The following is a 20,127-nucleotide window of genomic DNA, read 5'->3' as shown; positions in this document are numbered from 1 at the left end:
TGGCAAAGCTGCTACTCTCGGCGCGCTTTGTGACTTCTCGGCCTTGTAAAAAGCCAGACTCACCAATAAACAAACACCAATAATAATCGCATCAAATGCGGTGCTGAATTCGCGTTGCTGAGGAGTGGGCTTCCATGAACGAAGACTTTTGGAAGGATAAGTACCCAGCTGGAATTGCTGCCGACATCAATCCAGACGAGTACCCGAATATTCAGGCAGTGTTGAAGCAATCCTGCCAACGCTTCGCCAACAAGCCGGCGTTCAGCAACCTGGGCAAGACAATCACCTACGGTGAACTGTACGAATTGTCCGGTGCCTTTGCTGCTTACCTGCAACAGCATACCGATTTGCAGCCTGGCGATCGAATCGCCGTGCAACTGCCCAACGTGCTGCAGTACCCGATTGCCGTCTTTGGTGCCATCCGCGCTGGCTTGATTGTGGTCAATACCAACCCGCTGTACACCGCGCGGGAAATGGAACATCAATTCAACGATTCCGGCGCCAAGGCCCTGGTGTGCCTGGCCAACATGGCGCACCTGGCCGAGACCGTGGTGCCAAAGACTGGCGTCAGGCATGTAATCGTCACCGAAGTGGCCGACCTGCTGCCACCGCTCAAGCGCCTGTTGATCAACAGCGTCATCAAGTATGTGAAGAAGATGGTCCCGGCGTACCACTTGCCAAAAGCCGTCAAGTTCAATGACGTGTTGAGCAAGGGGCATGGCCAGCCAGTGGCGGAAGCCAGCCCGGCCAGCAGCGACGTGGCAGTGTTGCAATACACCGGCGGAACCACCGGCGTGGCCAAGGGCGCCATGCTGACCCACCGCAACCTGGTGGCGAACATGCTGCAGTGCAAGGCGCTGATGGGCTCCAATCTCAATGAAGGCTGCGAGATCCTGATCACGCCGCTGCCGCTGTACCACATCTATGCGTTCACCTTTCACTGCATGGCGATGATGCTGATCGGCAACCACAACATCCTGATCAGCAACCCGCGCGACCTGCCGGCGATGGTCAAGGAGTTGTCGAAGTGGAAGTTCAGCGGTTTCGTCGGCCTCAACACCCTGTTTGTCGCCCTGTGCAATAACGAAGGTTTCCGCAAGCTGGATTTCTCGGCGCTGAAAATCACCCTGTCCGGCGGCATGGCCCTGCAACTGGCTGCGGCCGAACGCTGGAAAGCGGTCACCGGTTGCGCCATCTGCGAAGGTTACGGCATGACCGAAACCAGCCCGGTGGCGACGGTCAACCCGATCCAGAACATTCAGATCGGCACCATCGGCATTCCGGTGCCGTCGACCCTGTGCAAAGTCATCGACGATGCCGGCGTGGAACGGCCAATGGGTGAAATCGGCGAACTGTGTGTGAAAGGTCCGCAGGTCATGAAGGGCTACTGGCAGCGTCAGGAAGCCACCGATGAAATCCTCGACAGCGAAGGCTGGTTGAAGACCGGTGACATCGCGCTGATTCAGCCCGATGGCTACATGCGCATTGTCGATCGCAAGAAAGACATGATCCTGGTGTCCGGTTTCAACGTGTACCCCAACGAGCTGGAAGACGTACTGGCGACCCTGCCGGGCGTGTTGCAATGCGCGGCCATTGGTATTCCGGACGAGAAGTCGGGTGAGGCAATCAAGATTTTCATCGTCGCCAAACCGGGCGTGAACCTGACCAAGGAACAGGTGATGGAGCACATGCGCGCCAACGTCACCGGCTACAAGGTGCCGCGCTCCGTGGAGTTCCGCGATGCATTGCCGACCACCAACGTTGGCAAGATCCTGCGTCGCGAGTTGCGGGATGAAGAGTTGAAGAAGATCAAGGCGAAGAACGCCGCCTAATCAAAAAGCCCCCGCAGATGCGGGGGCTTTTTGTTAGCGCTCTTGTGGCGAGGGAGCGGGGTTATTGGCGGAACGGCGCGAAATTGACGTTGGTGCCCGCCGGGCGCATGTCCTGCAGGTACGAGTCCTTGTCGGCGCTCAGTTCCAGGCTCAATGCAGCCTTGCGCTTGCCCTGGTTGCGCACCACCAGGCCTTCGAGTTTCTCGCGCAGGAATACTGTTGGCACTTTCAGGTGCAACAGTTCGTCGGTTTCCGGGGTGTGCATCAGCAGGTGAATCCACTCGTACTGACCAATGGCCAGACGCGCGACCGGAATATCGAACCACCAAATGTTGCGGTTGCGGTTCAATTCAGTGAAATGGCAGTTGTTGACGCCAAGCACAGCACCGCCGAGTTCCTGGTTTCTGCGGGCAATGGCCTGCTTTTTATCGAGTTTCATAACATTCCTACGGGATTGGATCTTCAGCGCCATGGCCTGAATACGTTGCGCATTCTCGGGGGTTGCCGGGCAAACATAAAGCCCAACCTGCGCTGAACGATGAAATGGCGAGGTGAAAATAAATGAAACTCCGTGCAAACGCCTCCGGTCAACCTTGTGTAACGACCTTTTTCATCGAGATGTTCACAGGAGAAACACCATGAGCAGCACTGGCGATAAAGTTAAAGGCATGGCCAACGAAGCAGCCGGTAACGTCAAGCAAGGCGTGGGCAAAGTCACCGGTAACGACAAAATGCGCGCCGAAGGCGTGATGCAGGAAAAGAAAGGCGAAGCCCAACAAGCCGTTGGTAAAGCCAAGGATGCCCTGAAGAAAGGCATCGATAAGGCGTAACTCAGCCTTTAATAAAGGCAAGAAACGGCCATCCGCGGATGGCCGTTTTTGTGTCAGCCTGAACTTGAACCCTGAAATTGTTTCAAAGTCGCCAGCTAGAGTATTTTGATGTAGAAAACGGCCCTTGAGTCGCCACGACTTGACCCACCATTTTGTTTGCGGCGAATGGAGACGCTAATGATTTTCCCGGACATGAAAGGTCTGCCCTTGCATCGTGTGATGGTGCGCACGGTCACCGAGTTCATCGACGACGAGATGTCGACCTATGCCTCGGCGCTGGCCTATCAAATGCTGTTTTCGCTGTTTCCGTTCATTCTGTTCCTGATCGCCCTGATCGGTTTCCTGCACTTGCCGGACTTCTTCTCCTGGCTGCGCCTTCAATCAGAACTGGTACTGCCGCCTCAGGCCCTGGAGCAAGTGAACCCGGTGATCGACCAGCTCCAGCAGTCCAAGGGTGGGCTGCTTTCAGTGGGTATCGTGATCGCCCTGTGGACGGCCTCGGCTGGCGTGCGGCTGATGATGAGCGCGATGAACGCCGCCTACGATGTGGTCGAAGGCCGGCCGGCGTGGAAGCGTTTTCCGCTGTCGATCATCTACACCGTCGGCGTCGCCGGCATGCTCTTGATCGCGGCCGCATTGATGGTGCTGGGGCCGCAGGTGATGAGCTGGATCGCGTCGCAAGTCGGCCTCGAATACTTCATCGTCACGCTGTGGACCATCGCGCGCTGGCCGGTGATCGTGATTCTGTTGATGGTGGCCGTGGCACTGATCTACTACGTGATGCCCGACGTCAAACAGGAGTTCCGCTTCATTACACCGGGCTCGGTACTGGCGGTGGTGGTGTGGATCATCGCGTCCCTGGGCTTCGGTTTCTACGTCAAGGAGTTCGCCAACTACAACGCCATGTATGGCAGTATCGGCGCGATCATCGTGCTGTTGCTGTACTTCTATATTTCTTCCGCGGTGCTGCTGCTCGGTGCCGAGATGAATGCGGTGATCGAGCACATGTCCAAGGAAGGCAAGGACCCGGGTGAAAAAGTCCCCGGCGAGCACGGCCCGAGCATCGAACCCAAACACCATGTGTCGGGACTGGGCCGGGATCACTCGCTCAAACCGACCACTGACGAAGCCTGACCATGATCCGTGAAATTCTGAAAATGGGCGATGAGCGCCTGCTGCGCATTGCCCCGCCGGTGCCGGCCGAGATGTTCGACAGCCCGGAACTGTGGCAATTGATCGACGACATGTTCCAGACCATGGAAAGCGTGGGCGGTGTCGGCCTGGCTGCGCCGCAGATCGGTGTCGATCTGCAACTGGTGATCTTCGGCTTCGAGCACAGCGAGCGGTATCCGGATGCCGAAGCGGTGCCGCAGACGATCCTGATCAATCCGTTGATCACCCCGCTGAGTCCGACCCTGGAAGAGGGCTTCGAAGGTTGCCTGTCGGTGCCCGGTTTGCGCGGCGCCGTGGATCGTTATCAACACATTCGCTACGAGGGCTTCGATCCCAAGGGCGAGCCCATCGTGCGCATCGCCACCGGGTTCCATGCGCGAGTGGTGCAGCATGAGTGCGACCACCTGATCGGCCGGTTGTACCCGTCGCGCATCCACGATTTCAGCAAGTTCGGGTTTACCGAGGTGATGTTTCCAGACCTTGATCCGAACGCCGACGATTAACGACGCAAAACCCTGCAGGCGCTGGCCTGTCAGCAAAAGCGACGGAGCCATCACCGCCTGGCGCCGACAATCGGGCATCAGGCGGGCGTCACTTTGCAGGTTTTACAAACCGCAGCGTCATCCGCTCCGACTTTCCGATCACCCTGTGGTCCTGACCAATGGTTCCAGGCCCATGGCGATCATCGGTTTGCTGCGGGCATAACGGCTCAGGCGCTCGGCCATGGCATAGGGCATCTGTGGATCGAAGACAAAGCCGCGACGCTCATAAAAACCGCGCAAGTCCGGGTGGCAGAACAGCCAGACGGGGTTTTCGGCGTCCTTCACCGCGGCGGCGATCAATGCAGCGGCGATGCCTTGCCCGCGACAGGCCGGATCGACAAACAACCCCGTCAGCCAATGCCCGCCGGACACCGGACGCAAACACAACGCCCCGACGATTTCGTCGCGCCGGGCAACCCACAATTGCGCGTCGCGGACCGCTTTCATCGACGATTGGTGGGCGCGATAAAACTTGTTCATCAACGGCCATAACGGCTCATCGAGCCGGGTGTACTGAGTGTTGGGCATGGGACCGGACTGTCGGTGTGCAAAGCCGGCGATTATAAAAGAACGGGACCCCAAGGATAGGTGTATACCTGATCTCACATCCCGTGTGAGTGGAGTACGCATCATGTCCAAAGGTATGGATTCAAAGAAAGCAGCGAAGAAAAAACCGGCAAAAACCGCCATTGAGAAGCGTGCGGACAAGAAGGCCAAGAAGGTCGATATTTTCGGTCATTGATCCCGTGATCAGGGAGCCCGGTCCTCGGGCTCCCGCTGTCACCCGCACCGCACCCGTTGCAACCCCTCATTGCTGAACCGATTTTGTCCTCAATACTGGCCGACTAGTGGCCTTGCTTAGCCATGACGGCTGTCTATGCTCATCTGTAACTAACTATGTCGGTGGCCTTCGGGTGACCGGCGTTTAACCGTGAGAGTGCGCATTCCAAGGCACCGAGGCGGGGCAAAATGGAGCAATCGAGTAAAGGGAGTTTGCTTTTGAGTACGTTAGGGCTGGCCCGATTCCGGGCTATCAAGAGAAGGATGTCTTGATAAGAGTGTCGTTAAAAGGACCCTCCGATTAAACATCATTTATCACCTGACAAGTCCTTCCCGTGGAGGGGCGCGTGTACCTGTTCTGTGGAACGTAGTGGTGGATGTGAAAGATCAGCAACTTTCATTAATCAAAAGACCGCGCTCAAGGTGGTACGAACATGTTCAACCTACATCACAAGGCTGACCGGCAGGAAATCGAACGTATCAGCTGTGCGCTGGGCGAGGCCAACGCCAAGTTGGCCGCCATCAGCCGTTCGATGGCGATGATTGAATTTACCCCGGACGGCATTGTGCTCGATGCCAATGAAAACTTTTGCAGCGCCATGGGTTACAGCGTTGAAGAAGTCCGCGGCAAGCACCACCGGATATTTTGTGAAGAGGCGTTTTACCGCAGCGAAGAGTACGCCAAGTTATGGCGCGACCTGGCCCGTGGCGAGCCCATCAGCGGCACCTTTTTGCGCTTGAACAAGGACGGCAAGGAGATCTGGCTCGAGGCCAGCTACATGCCGGTTTACGGCCCAGACCGGCAAGTCCGCAGTGTGATTAAAATCGCCACCGACATCTCCGCCAGAGTCTACGAAGAACACCAAAACGAAAGCATGCTCGCGGCGATCGGGCGTTCCATGGCGGTGATCGAGTTCACCCCCGACGGCAAGGTGATCACGGCCAACGAAAACTTCCTGAAAACCATGCACTACTCGCTCAATGAAATCGTCGGCCAGCATCACAGTATGTTTTGCCACCGCAGCGAAAGTGAATCTCCCAGCTACAGAGCGTTCTGGGCCTCACTCAATCGCGGGGAATACCACTCGCACCGATTCGAACGCAAAGACAAGTTCGGCCACATGGTTTATCTGGAGGCGTCCTACAACCCGTTGTTCGACACCAAAGGCCGGCTGTACAAAGTGGTGAAGTTCGCCAGCAACATCACCGAGCAGGTCACTACCCTGCAAACGGCCGCGGAATCAGCCCACAGCACCTCGGTTCAAAACGACGCCTGCGCGCGCAAAGGGTCGGAGGTGGTGCAGCAAACGGTGCAGATCATCCAGGATATTTCCCGCGACTTGAACGAAGCGGCAGTGAGCATCGATGCCGTCAGCAAACAGTCCGACATCATCGGCACCATCGTTCAGACCATTCGCGGCATTGCCGATCAGACCAACCTGCTGGCCCTCAACGCCGCGATCGAGGCAGCCCGTGCCGGCGAGCATGGGCGCGGGTTCGCGGTGGTGGCCGACGAAGTGCGCAGCCTGGCCGCACGCACCAGCCAGGCGACGGTGGAGATCGTCGAAGTGGTGCGCAAGAACCACGATTTGTCATTGAGCGCGGTGTCGAGCATGCAGTCGAGCTTGAGTCGAACCGGGCTCGGGGTAGAGCTGGCAAATGAGGCGGGGGAAGTGATTCTGGAGATTCAACAAGGGTCGCGGCATGTGGTGGATGCCATCAGCCAGTTCAATTCGACCTTGCAGTTGAATTAATTGTGATCCGATGAAAGGGGCCCCGGAAGAGGCCCCTTTTGGTTCCGGCGCCATCAAAGCGAAGCGAGGAACTTGTCGACCACCTGGCTGCTGCCTTTATCGCTGCTGCCGGTGTCTTTCTCGGTCTGTGCCAGTTTCACCTTGTCTTGCATGCGCTCGGCGATCTCTTTGCCGATCGCCAATTGTTGCGCAGGTGGCATGGCTTTCACATCGTCTTCCGTGAGTCCCATCCCTTGCAGAATACTGTCGTGCAAACGCTGTTCAGGCGATTTGCTCATGTAGTCCTTGAATTCGTCGGTGGCCGAGCCACTGCCGACCTTGTCCTGGGTGTCGGCCGGTGAGCTTGCAGTCGTCGCTTGCAGGTTCACGCGGGTCTTGGCGAAGGCTTCATCCAGGTTGTCGCTGATCGTGCTGGCCTGGCTGACCTGCTGAGTGGCGATTTGGGTGGCGGATGCCTGCACCTGCTCGCTGGCCTGCGCGGTTTGCGACTGCACATTGTTTTGCAGCGCTTGCATCATGGCGCCTTGAAGGCCGCCCTGAAGTCCGGCAGCGGCTTCGGCGTTCGGATCTTCACCGAGCCGTTTGGCGAGTGGCATGACCATGTTCGATTTTGCACTGACCAACATGATATGTAGACCTTGTGGGTAATGGCGGTGCTGTGCGTTGAGCAATTAGCATGCCTATAAGAAAAATATCTTATATATCAGCATCTTGAGTGATTTTTCCAGGCGGGCAACGAGCGTTTTCGGTCAAGCCTTGCCGCCAAACGGCAGAGTTCTACCGCAAGGGCTCACTGGCACCCTCAAGGCAGGCCATTGCAGCAATGCTTGAGAAATCCAGGGTGCTGCGCCAAACGCCTGAAATACTCGTCGATGGCCGGGAAATCGGGGCGTTCGATCGGCGTCATCAACCAGCGATTGACCGACAGCCCGACGACGATATCGGCCAAAGTGAATTTTGGCCCGGCAACATAAGCCTTGGTGCTTGCCAGCTGATGCTCGAGGATGCCCATTTTCTGATTCCAGCCACGCACGCTGACCTCCACTCGATGCGGGTCCTGGAACTCCGGATCCTTGCGCACCAATGCCATGAACGCATAGCTCCAGGACGCATTGAGCTCGATCGCCTGCCAATCCATCCACTGTTCCACTCGGGCGCGCGCGGCTGGATCGGTGGGCAGCAGTTCAGCATGGTGATGGTGGTGTTTGCCGGCCAGGTAGCGGCAGATGGTGTTGGACTCCCACAGCACCCCGTTCTCATCGATGATCACCGGCACCTGCGCATTGGGATTGAGCCGCAGAAACTCGGGGCTGTGGGTCGAGGCAAAACCGCTGCCCCAATCCTCACGCGTGTAGGACAGGTCCAGCTCCTCGCACGTCCACAAGACCTTGCGGACGTTGATCGACGAGGCTTTACCGAGAATTTTCAGTGCATGTTCCATTTTGCGACTCCGTTAGCGAATTGACGCGCTACGGGAGACTGGCAGGGTGCGGACCGGTTGGCGACATTCGTTGTTCTGAAAAGGTTAGTTGAAATCCGATGGTCCGTCCTTACGTGCTCTCGCGCACCTTCAACTCAAAACCCATGTCCTGCACCGGTTTGGCCACGGTGTTGCCGGCCATCAGCGTCAACATTTGCTCCGCCGCACGACGACCAATCGCCTCGCGCGGGGTGTTGATGCTGCTAAGGCGCGGGACCATGTGTTCCGACATGGGCAGATCGTTGAAGCCGAGAATCGCCACTTGCCCGGGAATCTTGATTCCACAGCGCATGGCTTCGAGCAATGCTCCCTGGGCCAGGTCGTCGTTGCCGAAGAAAATCGCATCGACATCGGGGTGACTGGCGAGCAGTTGCAGGAACAGTTCGCCGCCCAAGCCGACCGAGGAGGCGCGCGGGGTCAGGACTTCCAGGTCCGGGTCATACAAACCGGCCTTTTGCAGGGCCTTGCGGAAACCTTCGCCGCGCAGCAGCGTGCGCTGGTCGAGTTGCGCGCCGATGTAGGCCAGGCGCTTGCGCCCGCGGGACAGCAGGTGTTCGGCCGCCGTTTCGCCGGCAGCCAGTTGCGAAAAACCCACGCAATTGAGTCCGGCGGCGCTGTCGAGCTCCATCATGTAGACGCAGGGAATGTTGCTCGCTTCGATCATCCGCCGCGAACTTTCCGTGCGGTCGAAACCGGTCAGCAGCAAGCCGCGCGGCTGGTAGGCCATGTAGTTGCGCAGCAGGTTTTCTTCTTCGTCGCGGGAATAGTGGAAGTTGCCGATCAGCACTTCGAAGCCCTTGGGACGCAGCACCTGATGAATGGCTTCCAGGGTGTCGATGAACAACAGGTTGGACAGCGACGGCACCAACACCACCACCGAATGGCTCTGGGCCGAGGCCAGGGCGCGGGCAGCCGGGTTGACCACGTAGTTGAGTTCAAGCGCCGCTTTCTGGACTTTTTCCACCAGTTCGGCGGCCACGGTGCTGACGCCGCGCAGGGCGCGCGAAGCGGTAATCGGGCTGACACCGGCCAGTCGGGCTACTTCGTTCAGGGTAGGGCGGCCAGTGGTTCGTGTGTTTTTATCGTTTTTGGTTGAGGTCATCGACGGCTTGCCAAACAAAATTCAAGGCACTAAGGTAGCGCTGTCTCGATGCAGCTGCAAATGCGTGAGCGAGGGTTTGCCTGATCCTCGCTTTTTGGCGTTGGGAACGAACATGCTGCAACCCACAAAAATGACAAGAAGGCGTCGGCAACTTCTACTTTTGGTCTAGTGTCATACTGGCAAAGGTAGCGCTGTCTGCGCGCTGAGGTGTTACATGAATCATCCCATCACCGCCCTGGTCATCATGGGCGTTGCCGGTTGCGGCAAGACCTGCGTCAGCGAGGCCCTGTGCCAGCTCAGCGGCGCCACTGCCATTGAAGGCGACACTTTTCACCCTGCCGCCAATATCGAAAAGATGAGCGCGGGCATCCCCCTGAACGATGAAGACCGTGCCGGCTGGCTCGACAGCCTGTGCGATGAGTTGCGTCGCGTGGACGCCCTGGGTCAGCGCCCGGTGCTGACGTGCTCGGCGCTCAAACACATTTACCGCGAACGCCTGCGCAGTGCCTTGCCGGGCCTGGGCTTCGTGTTTCTTGAACTGACCCCTGAAGTCGCCGCCGACCGTGTTTCCCACCGGCCGGATCACTTCATGCCGTCGACCCTGATCGACAGCCAGTTCGCCACCCTCGAATCCCCCGTCGGCGAGCCCTTGACCCTGGCCCTCGATGCATCGACCCACAGCGTCGATGAACTGGCCGTGCAGGCGCACCACTGGTGGCTGGCCCATGGCTTGAAACGTACCGGTTGATTTTGCTCGCAGAGATAGCGCTGTCCTTATGACTTTCGAATTACCCGCTTTAATAACAACAACAACCAGGAGACACCCCTAATGTTTGGCATGTCCCACGAGACGTTCCTGCTGCTCGATGCAGTGGTCACGGTGATCGGGCTCATCGTTCTGATCACCAAGTTCAAGTTGCATCCCTTTCTTGCCCTGATCATCGCCGCCGCCTTCCTCGGGCTGACTTCCGGCATGCCAATCGGCACCATCATCAAGGCGTTCCAGGACGGCTTCGGTGGCGTGCTCGGTTTTGTCGGGATCATCCTCGCGCTGGGCACCATGCTCGGCAAAATGATGGCCGAGTCGGGCGGGGCGGACCAGATCGCCCAGACCCTGATCCGCGCCTTCGGCAAGGAAAAAGTGCAGTGGGCCATGATGTTCGCCGCGTTCCTGGTGGGTATCCCGTTGTTCTTCGAAATCGGTTTCGTGCTGCTGATTCCGCTGGTGTTCATCGTCGCCCGTCGTACCGGTGTGTCGATCATCAAGATCGGCATCCCGTTGCTGGCCGGTCTGTCCGCCGTCCATGGCCTGGTGCCGCCGCACCCGGGTCCGCTGCTGGCAATCGGCGTGTTCGGCGCCGACATCGGCAAAACCATTCTGTACGGTCTGATCGTTGCGCTGCCGACGGCCATCATCGCCGGCCCGATCTACGGCACCTTCATTTCCAAGTACATCCCGGGCAAACCTAATCAGGAACTGGTGGATCAACTGGCTCGCGAGCCGGAAGCCGGCGATCTGCCGAGCTTCGGCATCACCCTCGTCACCGTGCTGCTGCCGGTGTTCCTGATGCTGCTCAAGACCTTTGCCGACGTAGTGCTGCCCGATGGCAACTTCTTCCGCACCTTCATGGACCTGATCGGTCACCCGATCTCGGCCTTGCTGCTGGCCTTGCTGCTGTCGCTGTATACCTTCGGCTACAAGCAGGGCATCGGTTCCAGCCAGATGATGAAATGGCTGGACGCGAGCCTGGCGCCGACCGCCGCGATCATCCTGATCATCGGTGCCGGTGGTGGCTTCAAGCAGATGCTGGTGACCAGTGGTGTGGGTGACGTGATCGGCCACATGGCGGTGAACGCGCAAATCTCGCCGATCCTGCTGGCGTGGCTGGTGGCGGCGGTGATCCGCATCGCGACCGGTTCGGCAACCGTGGCGACCATCACTGGCGCAGGCATCGTGGTGCCGGTGGTGGGGATGATTCCGGGCGTGAACCGTGAGCTGCTGGTGCTGGCCACCGGTGCCGGTTCGTTGATCCTGTCCCACGTCAACGACGCCGGTTTCTGGCTGGTGAAGCAGTACTTCAACATGACCGTGGCGGAAACCTTCAAGACCTGGACCGCGATGGAAACCATCCTGTCGGTGGTGGGCCTGGGCTTCATTCTGCTGTTGTCGTTGTTCGTTTAAAGCTAAACGCCAGACACAAAAAAACCGCAGCGATGCGGTTTTTTTGTGGGTGATTTATTTGTGGGAGCGAGCTCGCGAAGGTGTGTCAGCTGCATACACGTTAACTGACCCACCATCGCGAGCAGGCTCGCTCCTACAGGGTTTTCTGTCAGGCGCTGGATTTGGCGATCAACCCATCGGCCCGGAACATCCCGCGAATGCCGCGAACGGCCTGACGAATCCGGTCCTGGTTTTCGATCAGCGCGAAGCGCACATGATCATCCCCGTACTCACCAAAACCCACGCCTGGCGAGACACAGACTTTGGCTTCGGCCAGCAGTTTCTTGGCGAACTCCAGTGAACCCAGATGGGCATAAGCCTCGGGAATCTTGGCCCAGACGTACATCGACGCCTTTGGATTCTCGACCATCCAGCCCAGCTCATGCAGGCCTTTGACCAGCACGTTACGGCGCTGGCGGTATTGCTCGGCGATGTCGAGCACGCATTGCTGGTCGCCTTCGAGCGCTGCAATCGCCGCGACTTGCAGCGGGGTAAAGGTGCCGTAGTCGTGATAACTCTTGATCCGTGCCAGGGCGTTGACCAGTTCCGGGTTGCCGACCATGAAACCGATGCGCCAGCCCGCCATGTTGTAGCTCTTGGACAGGGTGAAAAACTCCACCGCGATGTCCTTGGCGCCCGGCACCTGCATGATCGACGGGGCTTTCCAGCCGTCGTAGACGATGTCGGCATAGGCCAGGTCATGCACCACCAGCACGTCGTACTGCTTGGCCAGGGCAATCACCCGCTCGAAGAAGTCCAGCTCCACGCACTGCGCGGTGGGGTTGGACGGGAAGCCGAGGATCATCATTTTCGGCTTCGGAATCGAGCCGCGAATCGCGCGCTCCAGTTCGGCGAAGAAATCCACGCCCGGTACCAGCGGCACCGAACGCACCTGGGCGCCGGCAATCACGGCACCATAGATGTGAATCGGGTAGCTCGGGTTCGGCACCAGCACGGTGTCGCCCTGGTCGAGGGTCGCCAGCATCAGATGCGCCAGGCCTTCCTTGGAACCGATGGTGACAATGGCTTCGGTTTCCGGGTCGATGTCGACCTCGTAGCGATCCTTGTACCAGTTGGAAATCGCCCGGCGCAGGCGCGGAATGCCCTTGGACGTCGAATAGCCATGGGTGTCTTCGCGCTGGGCGACGGTCACCAGTTTCTCGACGATGTGCGGCGGCGTGGCGCCGTCGGGGTTGCCCATGCTCAAGTCGATGATGTCTTCGCCACGACGACGGGCGGCCATCTTCAGCTCGGCGGTGATGTTGAAAACGTAAGGGGGGAGTCGATCTATGCGCGCAAAGCGGCGCGGCGAACCTTGTTCGGCCATTGTTGCCTCGGATAACGTAAGCGCCCGGAACCGTCCGAGCGACGCTGGTCACTGCGGTGACCTGTGCGGAATGTACGGTCAGCTGTGGCAGACTGTCCAGCCTCCATGTAAACAAATTTTTCCGAAGGAATTGGGACGATGGAATTCACCAGCGGCTTCTTGCTGAGCCTTTCGCTGTGCCTGGACATTGGCGTGGCCAATATCGCCATGATCACCCTGGCCATGCAGCGCGGCTATTTTCAAGGCTTTGCACTGGGCCTGGGCACCTGCGTCGGCGACCTGATCTACGCGGTGCTGGCGCTGGCCGGCATGACGGTTTTGCTGCAATACGAAACCGTGCGCTGGGTACTGTGGATCGGCGGTTCGGCGTTGCTGGTGTATTTCGCGGCGAAGATGATTTATTCGGCGATCCATCATGAAGCGCTGTTGGCCGAAACCGCCGAGGTGGGTCACAACTCGCACCGCAAGGAGTTTTTCCGCGGGATCTTCCTGGCCATGTCCTCGCCCAGTGCGATTCTCTGGTTTGCCGCGGTGGGTGGCACGTTGATCGCGCGATCAGGCGGCGGTGGCCCGCTCAGTTCGGCGCTGTTCCTCGGCGGTTTTCTTTGCGCCGGTTTGCTGTGGTCCGCCGGCCTGTGCTTTGCCGCGAGCCATGGCGGCAAGTTGCTCGGCGACAAGCTGCTGCGTTACTCCTACATGGCATCGGCGGCGATCTTCTGTTATTTCGCGGTGTACGTGATTCTTTCTGGCTACAACGAGTTCGTCGGTGCGGCCGCCGTCGAACAGTTGCACGCGCTGTAGGTGGGCGAAACGGGTTTGGCTTCTATACTCCCAGCCGAACCCCTTTTTCCTTCCAGGAGTCGAGTCATGGATGAGCAAAAAAGCGTCGAATTGTTGGAACCCCGCTTCGAACACGGACACTTCCTGCTGATTGCAGGGCTTGGCGGTCCCTTCACCCCGCAGACCACCGCAGGCATTCCCGCGCTCTGGGAAAAATTCGGTCCCCACATCGGCAACGTGCCGGGTCAAAAGGGGGAAGTCACCTACGGCGTCTGCTGCAATTTCGATGGCAAGGGTGGATTTGATTACATCGCCGGGGTCGAGATCAGCAAGCTCGATGATTTGCCCGAGCAATACCGTTGGGTCGAAATTCAGCCGCAGTATTACGCCGTGTTCGAGCACAAGGGGCCGCTGGACGCCTTGCCGCAGACCTTTCGCTACATCTGCGATACCTGGTTGCCTCAGTCCGGGCACCAAGCGGCGGACGCCCCGGAATTCGAACGCTACAGCGAAGACTTCAACCCCAGGCTCAACACCGGAAAGCTGGAAATCTGGCTGCCGATCAAGGCCTGATCAGCCGCATCGAGAGATGTATCGACGATTCGTCTCTCGATGTCACGGGGAGGCTGATTTATGATCCCCGGCTTTCCCATCGCTGATTCCGAGTTGCCATGAACACCGTCATCCGTCACGTCACGCCTGCCGATCTGGACCGTTGCTACGCCATCGAAACCCTTGCCTACGAAGGCGATGAAGCGGCGACGCGGGAAAAAATCGCCACCCGCATCGCCACGTGGCCCGAAGGTTTCATCGTTGCCGAAGTGGACGGCGTGGTGGCCGGTTTCATCAATTCCGGTGCGGCGTTTCAGGTGGAGATGTCGGACGAAGCGTTCAAGGAACTGATCGGCCACGACCCGGCCGGGCCCCACGTGGTGATCATGTCGGTGGTGGTGCATCCGGATTATCAGGGGCAGGGCCTGGCCAAGCGTTTGATGGGCGAGTTCATCGAGCGCATGCGCGCAATGGGCAAGACCAGCATCAACCTGATGTGCAAGGAGCGGCATATCCCGCTGTACGCCGGGTTTGGCTTTGCCTACGTCAAGCCATCGGCCTCGGACCATGGCGGCATGGCGTGGCATGAGATGGTGCTCGTTCTCTAAACCCGACCAGACCCCCAGATGGGTGGCGGGCCTAGAACATCAACCCCATCCGCCGCTCATAACCGATCCGTCCCTTGTACGCCTCGCCGCTGTCGACAAAACCATATTTGACATACAGGGCAATGGCCGCTGCGTTGTCCGCATCCACCGACAGCTCCAGCCCGCGAATTTCCGGCCAGGCCTGGCGGGCCGCTCCGGGCAAGTCCTGCAGGCAAGCCTTGCCATAGCCCTTGCCCTGGGCGCGCTGATCGACCTGCAAGGCATGCAGGGTGGCGCTGTGTTCGTCGGCCCAGGCGGGTAATACCGGCGGGCGTTTGAGCAGCAGGAAGGCCACGGGAATCGCGTCGGCCAACAGGGCAAATCCTTTGACGCCGGGGCCGGGCCTGGACAGCAGGGTGTGCAATGCACCGTGGATGTCACCAGAAAACCTGATTTGTTCCGGATGCACTTCGATGGCCTCGACCTGCTGGCGCTGCAGCGCATTCAGGCTTTCGTAAGGCACGAGTCGGGCTGTCACTGGAGTGTCCTTTTTCCTACGGAAATGAGCCTCGGATTCTAGCGAGTTTGCGTTCATGGATTATTTTTATTTCGGCTGTCGATCGGATGGATCGCCAGACGACTAAGGGTGTCTTCACAACAAAAACCACGGAGAACCACCATGAACGCCACACACGAAATCCAGGCCCTGATCGACACTTACCGTCAGGCGGTCATCGCCAAGGACGTCGAGAAAATCATGGCCCTGTACGCCGACGACATCGTCTCCTACGACGCGGTCAAGGCGTTGCAGTTTCGCGGCAAGGCCGCCTACCGCGCGCACTGGCTGGAGTGCATGGAAATGTGCCAGGGCCCGCACACCTTTGACTTCGACCACACCAACATCGTGGCCGATGAGCACATCGCCTTTGCCCATTGGCTGGCGCACTGCGGCGGCACCAATGACAAGGGTGAAACCCAGGCATGCTGGATGCGCGTGACGGCCTGCTACCGGCGTGAGGCCGGACAATGGCGCATTGTCCACGAACACTGGTCGGCCCCCTTCGACATGATGAGCGGTACGGCCCTGTTCAACCTGGAGCCCTGAACGTCGGGCTGTTGATCGGGAAGCCGCGCCAAACGGCCAATTCACGGCCATAGTTGATCTTCGATCCTGGAGAAGCTCATGAAATATTTATGCCTGGTCTACAGCGACGAGCACCTGCTGCATTCGTTGCCGGACAGCCCGAAGGACGCGGAGTGCATGGCGTACGCCGAGTCGGTCCAGGGCAGTGGCCGGATGGTCGCCGCCGAGGCGCTTGAGTCGGTGCAGACCGCCACCACCGTGCGCATGCGCAACGGCAAGTTGTCGATCACCGACGGCCCGTTCGCCGAAACCAAGGAGCAACTGGCCGGCTTCTACCTCATCGACGCCAAGGACCTCAACGAAGCGATTCAGGTCGCCGGTGACATCCCGGCGGCGCGGGTCGGTTGTGTCGAAGTACGCCCCGTTCGCCAGTTGAATCCTTGAGATGACGGTGTCGGTCAAGGAGCGAGTCGAGCAGGTTTATCGTGAGGAGTCGCGACGGATTCTGGCGACACTGATCCGCTTGCTCGGCGATTTCGACCTCGCCGAAGAAGCCTTGCATGAGGCGTTTTTCATTGCGGTCGAGCGCTGGCAACGGGACGGTGTGCCGGACAATCCGCGGGCGTGGCTGGTGTCCACCGGGCGCTTCAAGGCCATCGATGTGTTGCGCCGGCGGGCGCGCTTCGCTGCGTCTCGTCCGCTGTTGATCGCTCAGTTGGAAGCGCTGGAGCAGGCCGACTGGAGTGACGAGGACGTGGAAGACGACCGCCTGCGGCTGATTTTCACCTGCTGTCACCCGGCACTGGCGGCGGACGCCCAGGTGCCGCTGACCCTGCGGGAAGTTTGCGACCTGACCACGGAAGAAATTGCCCGGGCCTTTCTCTCGGCACCGGCCACCATCGCCCAGCGCATCGTGCGGGCCAAAGCGAAAATCCGTGACGCGAAAATCCCTTATCAGGTGCCGACCCTGGCGGAACTGCCCGAACGCCTCGACAGTGTGTTGCGGGTGATTTACCTGGTGTTCAACGAAGGTTATTCGGCGTCCATCGGCGCGCAGGTGACCCGCGAAGACTTGACCCGTGAGGCCATTCGGCTCGGTCGTTTGCTCATGGAGTTGTTGCCGGAGCCGGAGGTGATGGGGCTGCTGGCGCTGATGCTGTTGCATGAGTCGCGGCGCCCGGCGCGCACCTCCTCGAGTGGCGAGTTGATCCTGCTGGATGATCAGGATCGAACGTTGTGGGACAGTCAGATGATTGCCGAAGGCAGTGCGTTGGTGGAGCGGGCGCTGGGCACACGGCGATTCGGTCCTTATTGCCTGCAAGCGGCGATTGCAGCGGTGCATGCCGAAGCGCCGTCGGTGGAGCAAACCGACTGGACGCAGATTGTCGGTCTCTATGACGTGTTGTTGCGCGCGGTACCTTCGCCGGTGATCGAGTTGAACCGCGCCGCGGCCCTGTCGAAGCGGGATGGGCCGTTGGCGGGGTTGGCGCTGGTCGAGGCGATTCTGGAGCGCGGTGAGCTGCTGGATTATCACTTGGCCCATTCGGCGCGGGCGGAGTTTTGCCGACAGTTGGGGCGGGTGGAGCAGGCTCGGCAGGCGTATGAGCGGGCGCTGGAGTTGACTCGGCAGGAGCCGGAGCGGCGCTTTATCCGGGGGCGGCTCAGGGGGTTGAGGTGATGCGGGTGTATCGGCGGCCTCTGGGCCGACCGGGTTTTGGGTTGATTGCGTACATATCCATTGCTGCGGTAACGGCGGCTGGCGGTTTCGCCCTTACGGCGACTTACTTTTTTTTCAAACGCCAAAAAAAAGATAAGCAAAAAAAGGCTCGCCCCGGCGTCCGGCCCCTCGCTTAGGCTCGGCGTTCCTTCGCTGCGGTATCCATCCGGGGACACTGCCCTCCGGTCTGCTTCGCGACGACCTACATGCAGCGTGTTCGACTGCGTCGAACGGCGCTGCGCGCCACTCCCCGGATGCACACCTCCACTCAGCCTCCCGAAGGGGCGGGTGGATCAAGATCAAGAGCTGCAGGCGAGCTAACGCTCGGCCTGATGAGTGGTGAGGAGCGGATGGGGGTACGCCAACTTGCTTTTCTGTAGGAGCGAGCCTGCTCGCGATGAATGACCGGACAACGCGGGCATTCAGACAGCCCGCGTCATCGTTGACGTCCATCGTCGGAACGCCGCCCGGAGCTGGCTCGCTCCTACAGGGGGCCTGGCGAATGAAGTGGATCTTGCCGGTATCGTCGTTGCCGATGTAGATACCGTGGACCCTGGCCTGCCGCACTTTGATATAGCGCGATAGCGACCTCACAGCCAGCCAATCACCCGCAGATATACGCCATCTCTGTGGGCGCTAACTCACAATCAAACCCGCGCGACCCTCAACTTTGCTGCCGTGTCGCCGCCATCACGATCTCGCGAATACAGACATTCTGCGGTTGTTGGTACGCAAATGCGATGGCCGATGCCACATCCTCGGCGCTCAATACTGTCCCGCCCATGTCCTGTTTCCAGGCTTGGTAACCCGTCTTGATCGCTTCATCGGTGGTGTGGCCGAGCAGTTCGGTTTCTACCGCGCCTGGTGCGATGGTGATGACCCGCACGTTATGCGGTGACAGTTCTTCACGCAGGTTTTCCGACAGGCCATGCACCGCGAATTTGGTCCCGACGTAGGCCACGTGGTTGGGGAATGTCTTGCGCCCGGCCACCGAGCTGACGTTGATGATCGTGCCATGTTTGCGTTCGACCATCCCGGCCACTACCGCGTGCACGCCATTGAGCAGGCCTTTCACGTTGACGTCGAGCATCTGGTCCCACTCTGCCGGGTCCTGTTTGCTCATCTCGCCCAGCAGCATCACCCCGGCATTGTTGATCAGCGCGTCGGCCGGGCCGAACTGTGCTTCGGCTTCGGCCACGGCGGCGAGCAGGGTCGTGCGATCGGTGATGTCGACGCGGCGGCTGAGGGTATTGGGCAGATCGAGTGCTTGCAGGCGTTCGACCCTCCGAGCCAGTAGCAATAGCGGATGGCCGGCAGCGCTCAGCAAGCGCGCCGCGGCTTCGCCAATGCCTGAGCTGGCTCCGGTGATGATGATCAATGGCTTGTGCATGACTGGGCTCCTGGAATCAGAAAAACAAATAACTAAACGTGGAGCGCAGTATATTTACCGCCAAAGTGGCTGAAAAATGCCTTATTTCTCTGTCTGTCATCGGAACTGTCTATGGATATCCGCCACCTCAAAGCCTTTCTCGCGGTGTTCGAGGAGCGCAACATCACCCTCGCGGCCCAGCGGCTGTTCGTCAGCCAGCCGACCCTGTCGGTGACCATCAAACAGCTTGAGGAAGAGTTGGGCGCCAGGCTGTTCGTACGCCAGCCCCGTGGTGTTGATGTCAGCGATGAGGCGCGGGTCCTGTATCCCCAGGCCCTGCGGATGGTGGCGGATGCGCAAGCCTTGAGCCGGTTGTTCCTCGGCCAGGAAAACCGCACGCCGCTGACCCTGGGCATCGAAGGCGATATCGCCGACAGTCACATCGAAGCGTTCGTGCGCATGGCCCGACAGGCACTGCCCAACCTGCTGCTGACGCTGGAGGAAGGTTGCCGTGGTGACGGACGCCTGGCGGTGGAGGAGATGTGTTGCGAGGATGAACTGTTCCTGCCGCTGTGGGAGGAATCCTATGTGATGGCGCTGCCGGTGGGACATCCGATGGCCGCGGCGCAAAGCGCACAAGCCTGGACGCCGATCAGTGACTGGATCACCTGTCCACAGCACCCGTCTCATCAACGCTTGATGGCGCTGTACGGACGCTCGCCAGACGCGGTGGCGGGGCATGCTGGCTCGTTGAAACAGGCGCTGCACATGGTGGCCGCGGGCATTGGCGTGGCGATGTTGCCGCAGTCATTGGTGAGCGGGCAGGCGCGTGTGACGACCCGTGCGATGCACTTGCCGACCCCGACGCGCCGGGTGGGTTTGTGCTACGCCGCCCAGGCGCTGGAGTTGCCGGCGTTGCGTGGGTTGCATGAGTTTTTTCAAATGAATCAGCCGATGCGGGTTGGGGCGGCGTGATCGGGTTCAAATGATGGGGGGT

The 20,127-nt window shown here is 59.5% G+C and carries 22 protein-coding genes and 2 pseudogenes; 15 read left to right on the top strand and 9 right to left on the bottom strand.

The features are described 5' to 3' along the window. Window positions 1-134 precede the first annotated feature (134 nt). The gene (gene fadD1, locus ACGJAX_RS30330; protein ID WP_248916781.1) at window positions 135-1,832 is read left to right on the top strand and encodes a long-chain-fatty-acid--CoA ligase FadD1; all 1,698 of its coding nucleotides are present in this window, start codon (window positions 135-137) and stop codon (window positions 1,830-1,832) included. Window positions 1,833-1,893: 61 nt separating this feature from the next. Here the strand turns inward: fadD1 and ACGJAX_RS30325 are convergent, their stop codons facing one another. Continuing rightward, window positions 1,894-2,271 carry a hypothetical protein gene (locus tag ACGJAX_RS30325; RefSeq protein WP_090324700.1) on the bottom strand — a complete coding sequence of 126 codons (378 nt, stop codon included), beginning with the start codon at window positions 2,269-2,271 and terminating at the stop codon, window positions 1,894-1,896. A gap of 199 nt (window positions 2,272-2,470) precedes the next feature. Between ACGJAX_RS30325 and ACGJAX_RS30320 the strand changes: the two genes are divergently transcribed. From ACGJAX_RS30320 to def, 3 genes are all read left to right on the top strand, one after another. Further along, on the top strand, window positions 2,471-2,662 hold the full coding sequence (locus tag ACGJAX_RS30320; RefSeq protein WP_090324694.1) for a CsbD family protein: 192 nt from the start codon (window positions 2,471-2,473) through the stop codon (window positions 2,660-2,662). A 177-nt stretch (window positions 2,663-2,839) separates the two neighbouring features. After that, entirely contained in the window at window positions 2,840-3,796 is a 957-nt protein-coding gene (locus ACGJAX_RS30315; RefSeq protein WP_247257787.1) for a YihY/virulence factor BrkB family protein, read from the top strand. A 2-nt stretch (window positions 3,797-3,798) separates the two neighbouring features. Further along, a complete protein-coding gene (gene def / locus ACGJAX_RS30310) occupies window positions 3,799-4,338 on the top strand; it encodes a peptide deformylase (RefSeq protein ID WP_390957114.1) in 540 nt (179 codons plus the stop codon). Between the two features lie 138 nt (window positions 4,339-4,476). Here def and ACGJAX_RS30305 read toward each other — a convergent pair whose 3' ends face one another. Continuing rightward, a complete protein-coding gene (locus ACGJAX_RS30305; RefSeq protein WP_247257785.1) occupies window positions 4,477-4,905 on the bottom strand; it encodes a GNAT family N-acetyltransferase in 429 nt (142 codons plus the stop codon). A gap of 686 nt (window positions 4,906-5,591) precedes the next feature. Here ACGJAX_RS30305 and ACGJAX_RS30300 point away from each other — a divergent pair. Together ACGJAX_RS30300 and ACGJAX_RS30295 are read left to right on the top strand one after the other, a co-directional pair. After that, window positions 5,592-6,320, top strand: a pseudogene (locus ACGJAX_RS30300) (PAS domain-containing protein); the annotation flags it as partial. A gap of 18 nt (window positions 6,321-6,338) precedes the next feature. Further along, window positions 6,339-6,911: a methyl-accepting chemotaxis protein gene (locus tag ACGJAX_RS30295; RefSeq protein ID WP_245706751.1), complete on the top strand. Its 573-nt coding sequence runs from the start codon at window positions 6,339-6,341 to the stop codon at window positions 6,909-6,911. 53 nt (window positions 6,912-6,964) lie between these two features. On the opposite strand, the gene ACGJAX_RS30290 is transcribed toward ACGJAX_RS30295, so the two are convergent. The 3 genes from ACGJAX_RS30290 to ACGJAX_RS30280 all read right to left on the bottom strand — a co-directional run bounded on the left by ACGJAX_RS30290 (window position 6,965) and on the right by ACGJAX_RS30280 (window position 9,493). Further along, complete coding sequence (locus ACGJAX_RS30290; protein ID WP_390957113.1) at window positions 6,965-7,537, bottom strand: hypothetical protein; 573 nt, start codon at window positions 7,535-7,537, stop codon at window positions 6,965-6,967. 176 nt (window positions 7,538-7,713) lie between these two features. After that, the gene (locus tag ACGJAX_RS30285) at window positions 7,714-8,352 is read right to left on the bottom strand and encodes a glutathione S-transferase family protein (RefSeq protein WP_090324678.1); all 639 of its coding nucleotides are present in this window, start codon (window positions 8,350-8,352) and stop codon (window positions 7,714-7,716) included. A 109-nt stretch (window positions 8,353-8,461) separates the two neighbouring features. Further along, window positions 8,462-9,493 carry a LacI family DNA-binding transcriptional regulator gene (locus ACGJAX_RS30280; protein ID WP_247257778.1) on the bottom strand — a complete coding sequence of 344 codons (1,032 nt, stop codon included), beginning with the start codon at window positions 9,491-9,493 and terminating at the stop codon, window positions 8,462-8,464. A gap of 214 nt (window positions 9,494-9,707) precedes the next feature. On the opposite strand from ACGJAX_RS30280, the gene ACGJAX_RS30275 reads away from it, so the two are divergent. Together ACGJAX_RS30275 and ACGJAX_RS30270 are read left to right on the top strand one after the other, a co-directional pair. Continuing rightward, window positions 9,708-10,241: a gluconokinase, GntK/IdnK-type gene (locus tag ACGJAX_RS30275; RefSeq protein ID WP_390957112.1), complete on the top strand. Its 534-nt coding sequence runs from the start codon at window positions 9,708-9,710 to the stop codon at window positions 10,239-10,241. 81 nt (window positions 10,242-10,322) lie between these two features. After that, window positions 10,323-11,675 (top strand): gluconate:H+ symporter, encoded by a 1,353-nt coding sequence (locus tag ACGJAX_RS30270; protein ID WP_390957111.1) that lies wholly within the window; start codon window positions 10,323-10,325, stop codon window positions 11,673-11,675. 148 nt (window positions 11,676-11,823) lie between these two features. On the opposite strand, the gene alaC is transcribed toward ACGJAX_RS30270, so the two are convergent. Continuing rightward, window positions 11,824-13,041 carry an alanine transaminase gene (gene alaC / locus ACGJAX_RS30265; RefSeq protein WP_047532424.1) on the bottom strand — a complete coding sequence of 406 codons (1,218 nt, stop codon included), beginning with the start codon at window positions 13,039-13,041 and terminating at the stop codon, window positions 11,824-11,826. Between the two features lie 138 nt (window positions 13,042-13,179). Between alaC and ACGJAX_RS30260 the strand changes: the two genes are divergently transcribed. From ACGJAX_RS30260 to ACGJAX_RS30250, 3 genes are all read left to right on the top strand, one after another. Continuing rightward, entirely contained in the window at window positions 13,180-13,842 is a 663-nt protein-coding gene (locus ACGJAX_RS30260) for a LysE family translocator (protein ID WP_128605608.1), read from the top strand. 66 nt (window positions 13,843-13,908) lie between these two features. Beyond that, entirely contained in the window at window positions 13,909-14,394 is a 486-nt protein-coding gene (locus ACGJAX_RS30255) for a GyrI-like domain-containing protein (RefSeq protein WP_247257775.1), read from the top strand. Window positions 14,395-14,492: 98 nt separating this feature from the next. Next, the gene (locus ACGJAX_RS30250) at window positions 14,493-14,981 is read left to right on the top strand and encodes a GNAT family N-acetyltransferase (RefSeq protein WP_390957110.1); all 489 of its coding nucleotides are present in this window, start codon (window positions 14,493-14,495) and stop codon (window positions 14,979-14,981) included. 31 nt (window positions 14,982-15,012) lie between these two features. Here ACGJAX_RS30250 and ACGJAX_RS30245 read toward each other — a convergent pair whose 3' ends face one another. Further along, window positions 15,013-15,498 carry an N-acetyltransferase gene (locus ACGJAX_RS30245; RefSeq protein ID WP_090324668.1) on the bottom strand — a complete coding sequence of 162 codons (486 nt, stop codon included), beginning with the start codon at window positions 15,496-15,498 and terminating at the stop codon, window positions 15,013-15,015. Between the two features lie 141 nt (window positions 15,499-15,639). On the opposite strand from ACGJAX_RS30245, the gene ACGJAX_RS30240 reads away from it, so the two are divergent. The 3 genes from ACGJAX_RS30240 (at window position 15,640) to ACGJAX_RS30230 (ending at window position 17,722) form a co-directional block, all read left to right on the top strand. Continuing rightward, window positions 15,640-16,065: an SgcJ/EcaC family oxidoreductase gene (locus ACGJAX_RS30240; RefSeq protein WP_390957109.1), complete on the top strand. Its 426-nt coding sequence runs from the start codon at window positions 15,640-15,642 to the stop codon at window positions 16,063-16,065. Between the two features lie 78 nt (window positions 16,066-16,143). Next, the gene (locus ACGJAX_RS30235; protein WP_247257772.1) at window positions 16,144-16,488 is read left to right on the top strand and encodes a YciI family protein; all 345 of its coding nucleotides are present in this window, start codon (window positions 16,144-16,146) and stop codon (window positions 16,486-16,488) included. A gap of 1 nt (window position 16,489) precedes the next feature. Next, window positions 16,490-17,722 (top strand): RNA polymerase sigma factor, encoded by a 1,233-nt coding sequence (locus tag ACGJAX_RS30230; RefSeq protein WP_247257771.1) that lies wholly within the window; start codon window positions 16,490-16,492, stop codon window positions 17,720-17,722. Between the two features lie 537 nt (window positions 17,723-18,259). On the opposite strand, the pseudogene ACGJAX_RS30225 reads toward ACGJAX_RS30230, so the two are convergent. Beyond that, window positions 18,260-18,346: pseudogene (locus ACGJAX_RS30225) on the bottom strand (NUDIX hydrolase); the annotation flags it as partial. 79 nt (window positions 18,347-18,425) lie between these two features. Continuing rightward, window positions 18,426-19,151 (bottom strand): SDR family oxidoreductase, encoded by a 726-nt coding sequence (locus tag ACGJAX_RS30220; protein ID WP_390957108.1) that lies wholly within the window; start codon window positions 19,149-19,151, stop codon window positions 18,426-18,428. A gap of 111 nt (window positions 19,152-19,262) precedes the next feature. Here ACGJAX_RS30220 and ACGJAX_RS30215 point away from each other — a divergent pair, with 111 nt between their 5' ends. Next, the gene (locus ACGJAX_RS30215; protein ID WP_390957107.1) at window positions 19,263-20,105 is read left to right on the top strand and encodes a LysR family transcriptional regulator; all 843 of its coding nucleotides are present in this window, start codon (window positions 19,263-19,265) and stop codon (window positions 20,103-20,105) included. Window positions 20,106-20,127: the final 22 nt, after the last annotated feature.

Source organism: Pseudomonas moorei (genome assembly GCF_042846945.1).
Taxonomy (GTDB): domain Bacteria; phylum Pseudomonadota; class Gammaproteobacteria; order Pseudomonadales; family Pseudomonadaceae; genus Aquipseudomonas; species Aquipseudomonas moorei.
This window is presented reverse-complemented; position numbering and strand designations above follow the sequence as displayed.

Bases quoted from the DNA above. Each gene is read 5' to 3' on its own strand.
- ACGJAX_RS30250 (WP_390957110.1), top strand. From the start codon at position 14,493: ATGAACACCGTCATCCGTCACGTCACGCCTGCCGATCTGGACCGTTGC.
- ACGJAX_RS30240 (WP_390957109.1), top strand. From the start codon at position 15,640: ATGAACGCCACACACGAAATCCAGGCCCTGATCGACACTTACCGTCAG.
- ACGJAX_RS30315 (WP_247257787.1), top strand. From the start codon at position 2,840: ATGATTTTCCCGGACATGAAAGGTCTGCCCTTGCATCGTGTGATGGTG.
- ACGJAX_RS30215 (WP_390957107.1), top strand. From the start codon at position 19,263: ATGGATATCCGCCACCTCAAAGCCTTTCTCGCGGTGTTCGAGGAGCGC.
- ACGJAX_RS30230 (WP_247257771.1), top strand. From the start codon at position 16,490: ATGACGGTGTCGGTCAAGGAGCGAGTCGAGCAGGTTTATCGTGAGGAG.
- ACGJAX_RS30260 (WP_128605608.1), top strand. From the start codon at position 13,180: ATGGAATTCACCAGCGGCTTCTTGCTGAGCCTTTCGCTGTGCCTGGAC.
- ACGJAX_RS30220 (WP_390957108.1), bottom strand. From the start codon at position 19,151: ATGCACAAGCCATTGATCATCATCACCGGAGCCAGCTCAGGCATTGGC.
- ACGJAX_RS30275 (WP_390957112.1), top strand. From the start codon at position 9,708: ATGAATCATCCCATCACCGCCCTGGTCATCATGGGCGTTGCCGGTTGC.
- alaC (WP_047532424.1), bottom strand. From the start codon at position 13,041: ATGGCCGAACAAGGTTCGCCGCGCCGCTTTGCGCGCATAGATCGACTC.
- fadD1 (WP_248916781.1), top strand. From the start codon at position 135: ATGAACGAAGACTTTTGGAAGGATAAGTACCCAGCTGGAATTGCTGCC.
- ACGJAX_RS30270 (WP_390957111.1), top strand. From the start codon at position 10,323: ATGTTTGGCATGTCCCACGAGACGTTCCTGCTGCTCGATGCAGTGGTC.
- ACGJAX_RS30320 (WP_090324694.1), top strand. From the start codon at position 2,471: ATGAGCAGCACTGGCGATAAAGTTAAAGGCATGGCCAACGAAGCAGCC.
- ACGJAX_RS30255 (WP_247257775.1), top strand. From the start codon at position 13,909: ATGGATGAGCAAAAAAGCGTCGAATTGTTGGAACCCCGCTTCGAACAC.
- ACGJAX_RS30325 (WP_090324700.1), bottom strand. From the start codon at position 2,271: ATGAAACTCGATAAAAAGCAGGCCATTGCCCGCAGAAACCAGGAACTC.
- def (WP_390957114.1), top strand. From the start codon at position 3,799: ATGATCCGTGAAATTCTGAAAATGGGCGATGAGCGCCTGCTGCGCATT.
- ACGJAX_RS30290 (WP_390957113.1), bottom strand. From the start codon at position 7,537: ATGTTGGTCAGTGCAAAATCGAACATGGTCATGCCACTCGCCAAACGG.
- ACGJAX_RS30305 (WP_247257785.1), bottom strand. From the start codon at position 4,905: ATGCCCAACACTCAGTACACCCGGCTCGATGAGCCGTTATGGCCGTTG.
- ACGJAX_RS30235 (WP_247257772.1), top strand. From the start codon at position 16,144: ATGAAATATTTATGCCTGGTCTACAGCGACGAGCACCTGCTGCATTCG.
- ACGJAX_RS30280 (WP_247257778.1), bottom strand. From the start codon at position 9,493: ATGACCTCAACCAAAAACGATAAAAACACACGAACCACTGGCCGCCCT.
- ACGJAX_RS30285 (WP_090324678.1), bottom strand. From the start codon at position 8,352: ATGGAACATGCACTGAAAATTCTCGGTAAAGCCTCGTCGATCAACGTC.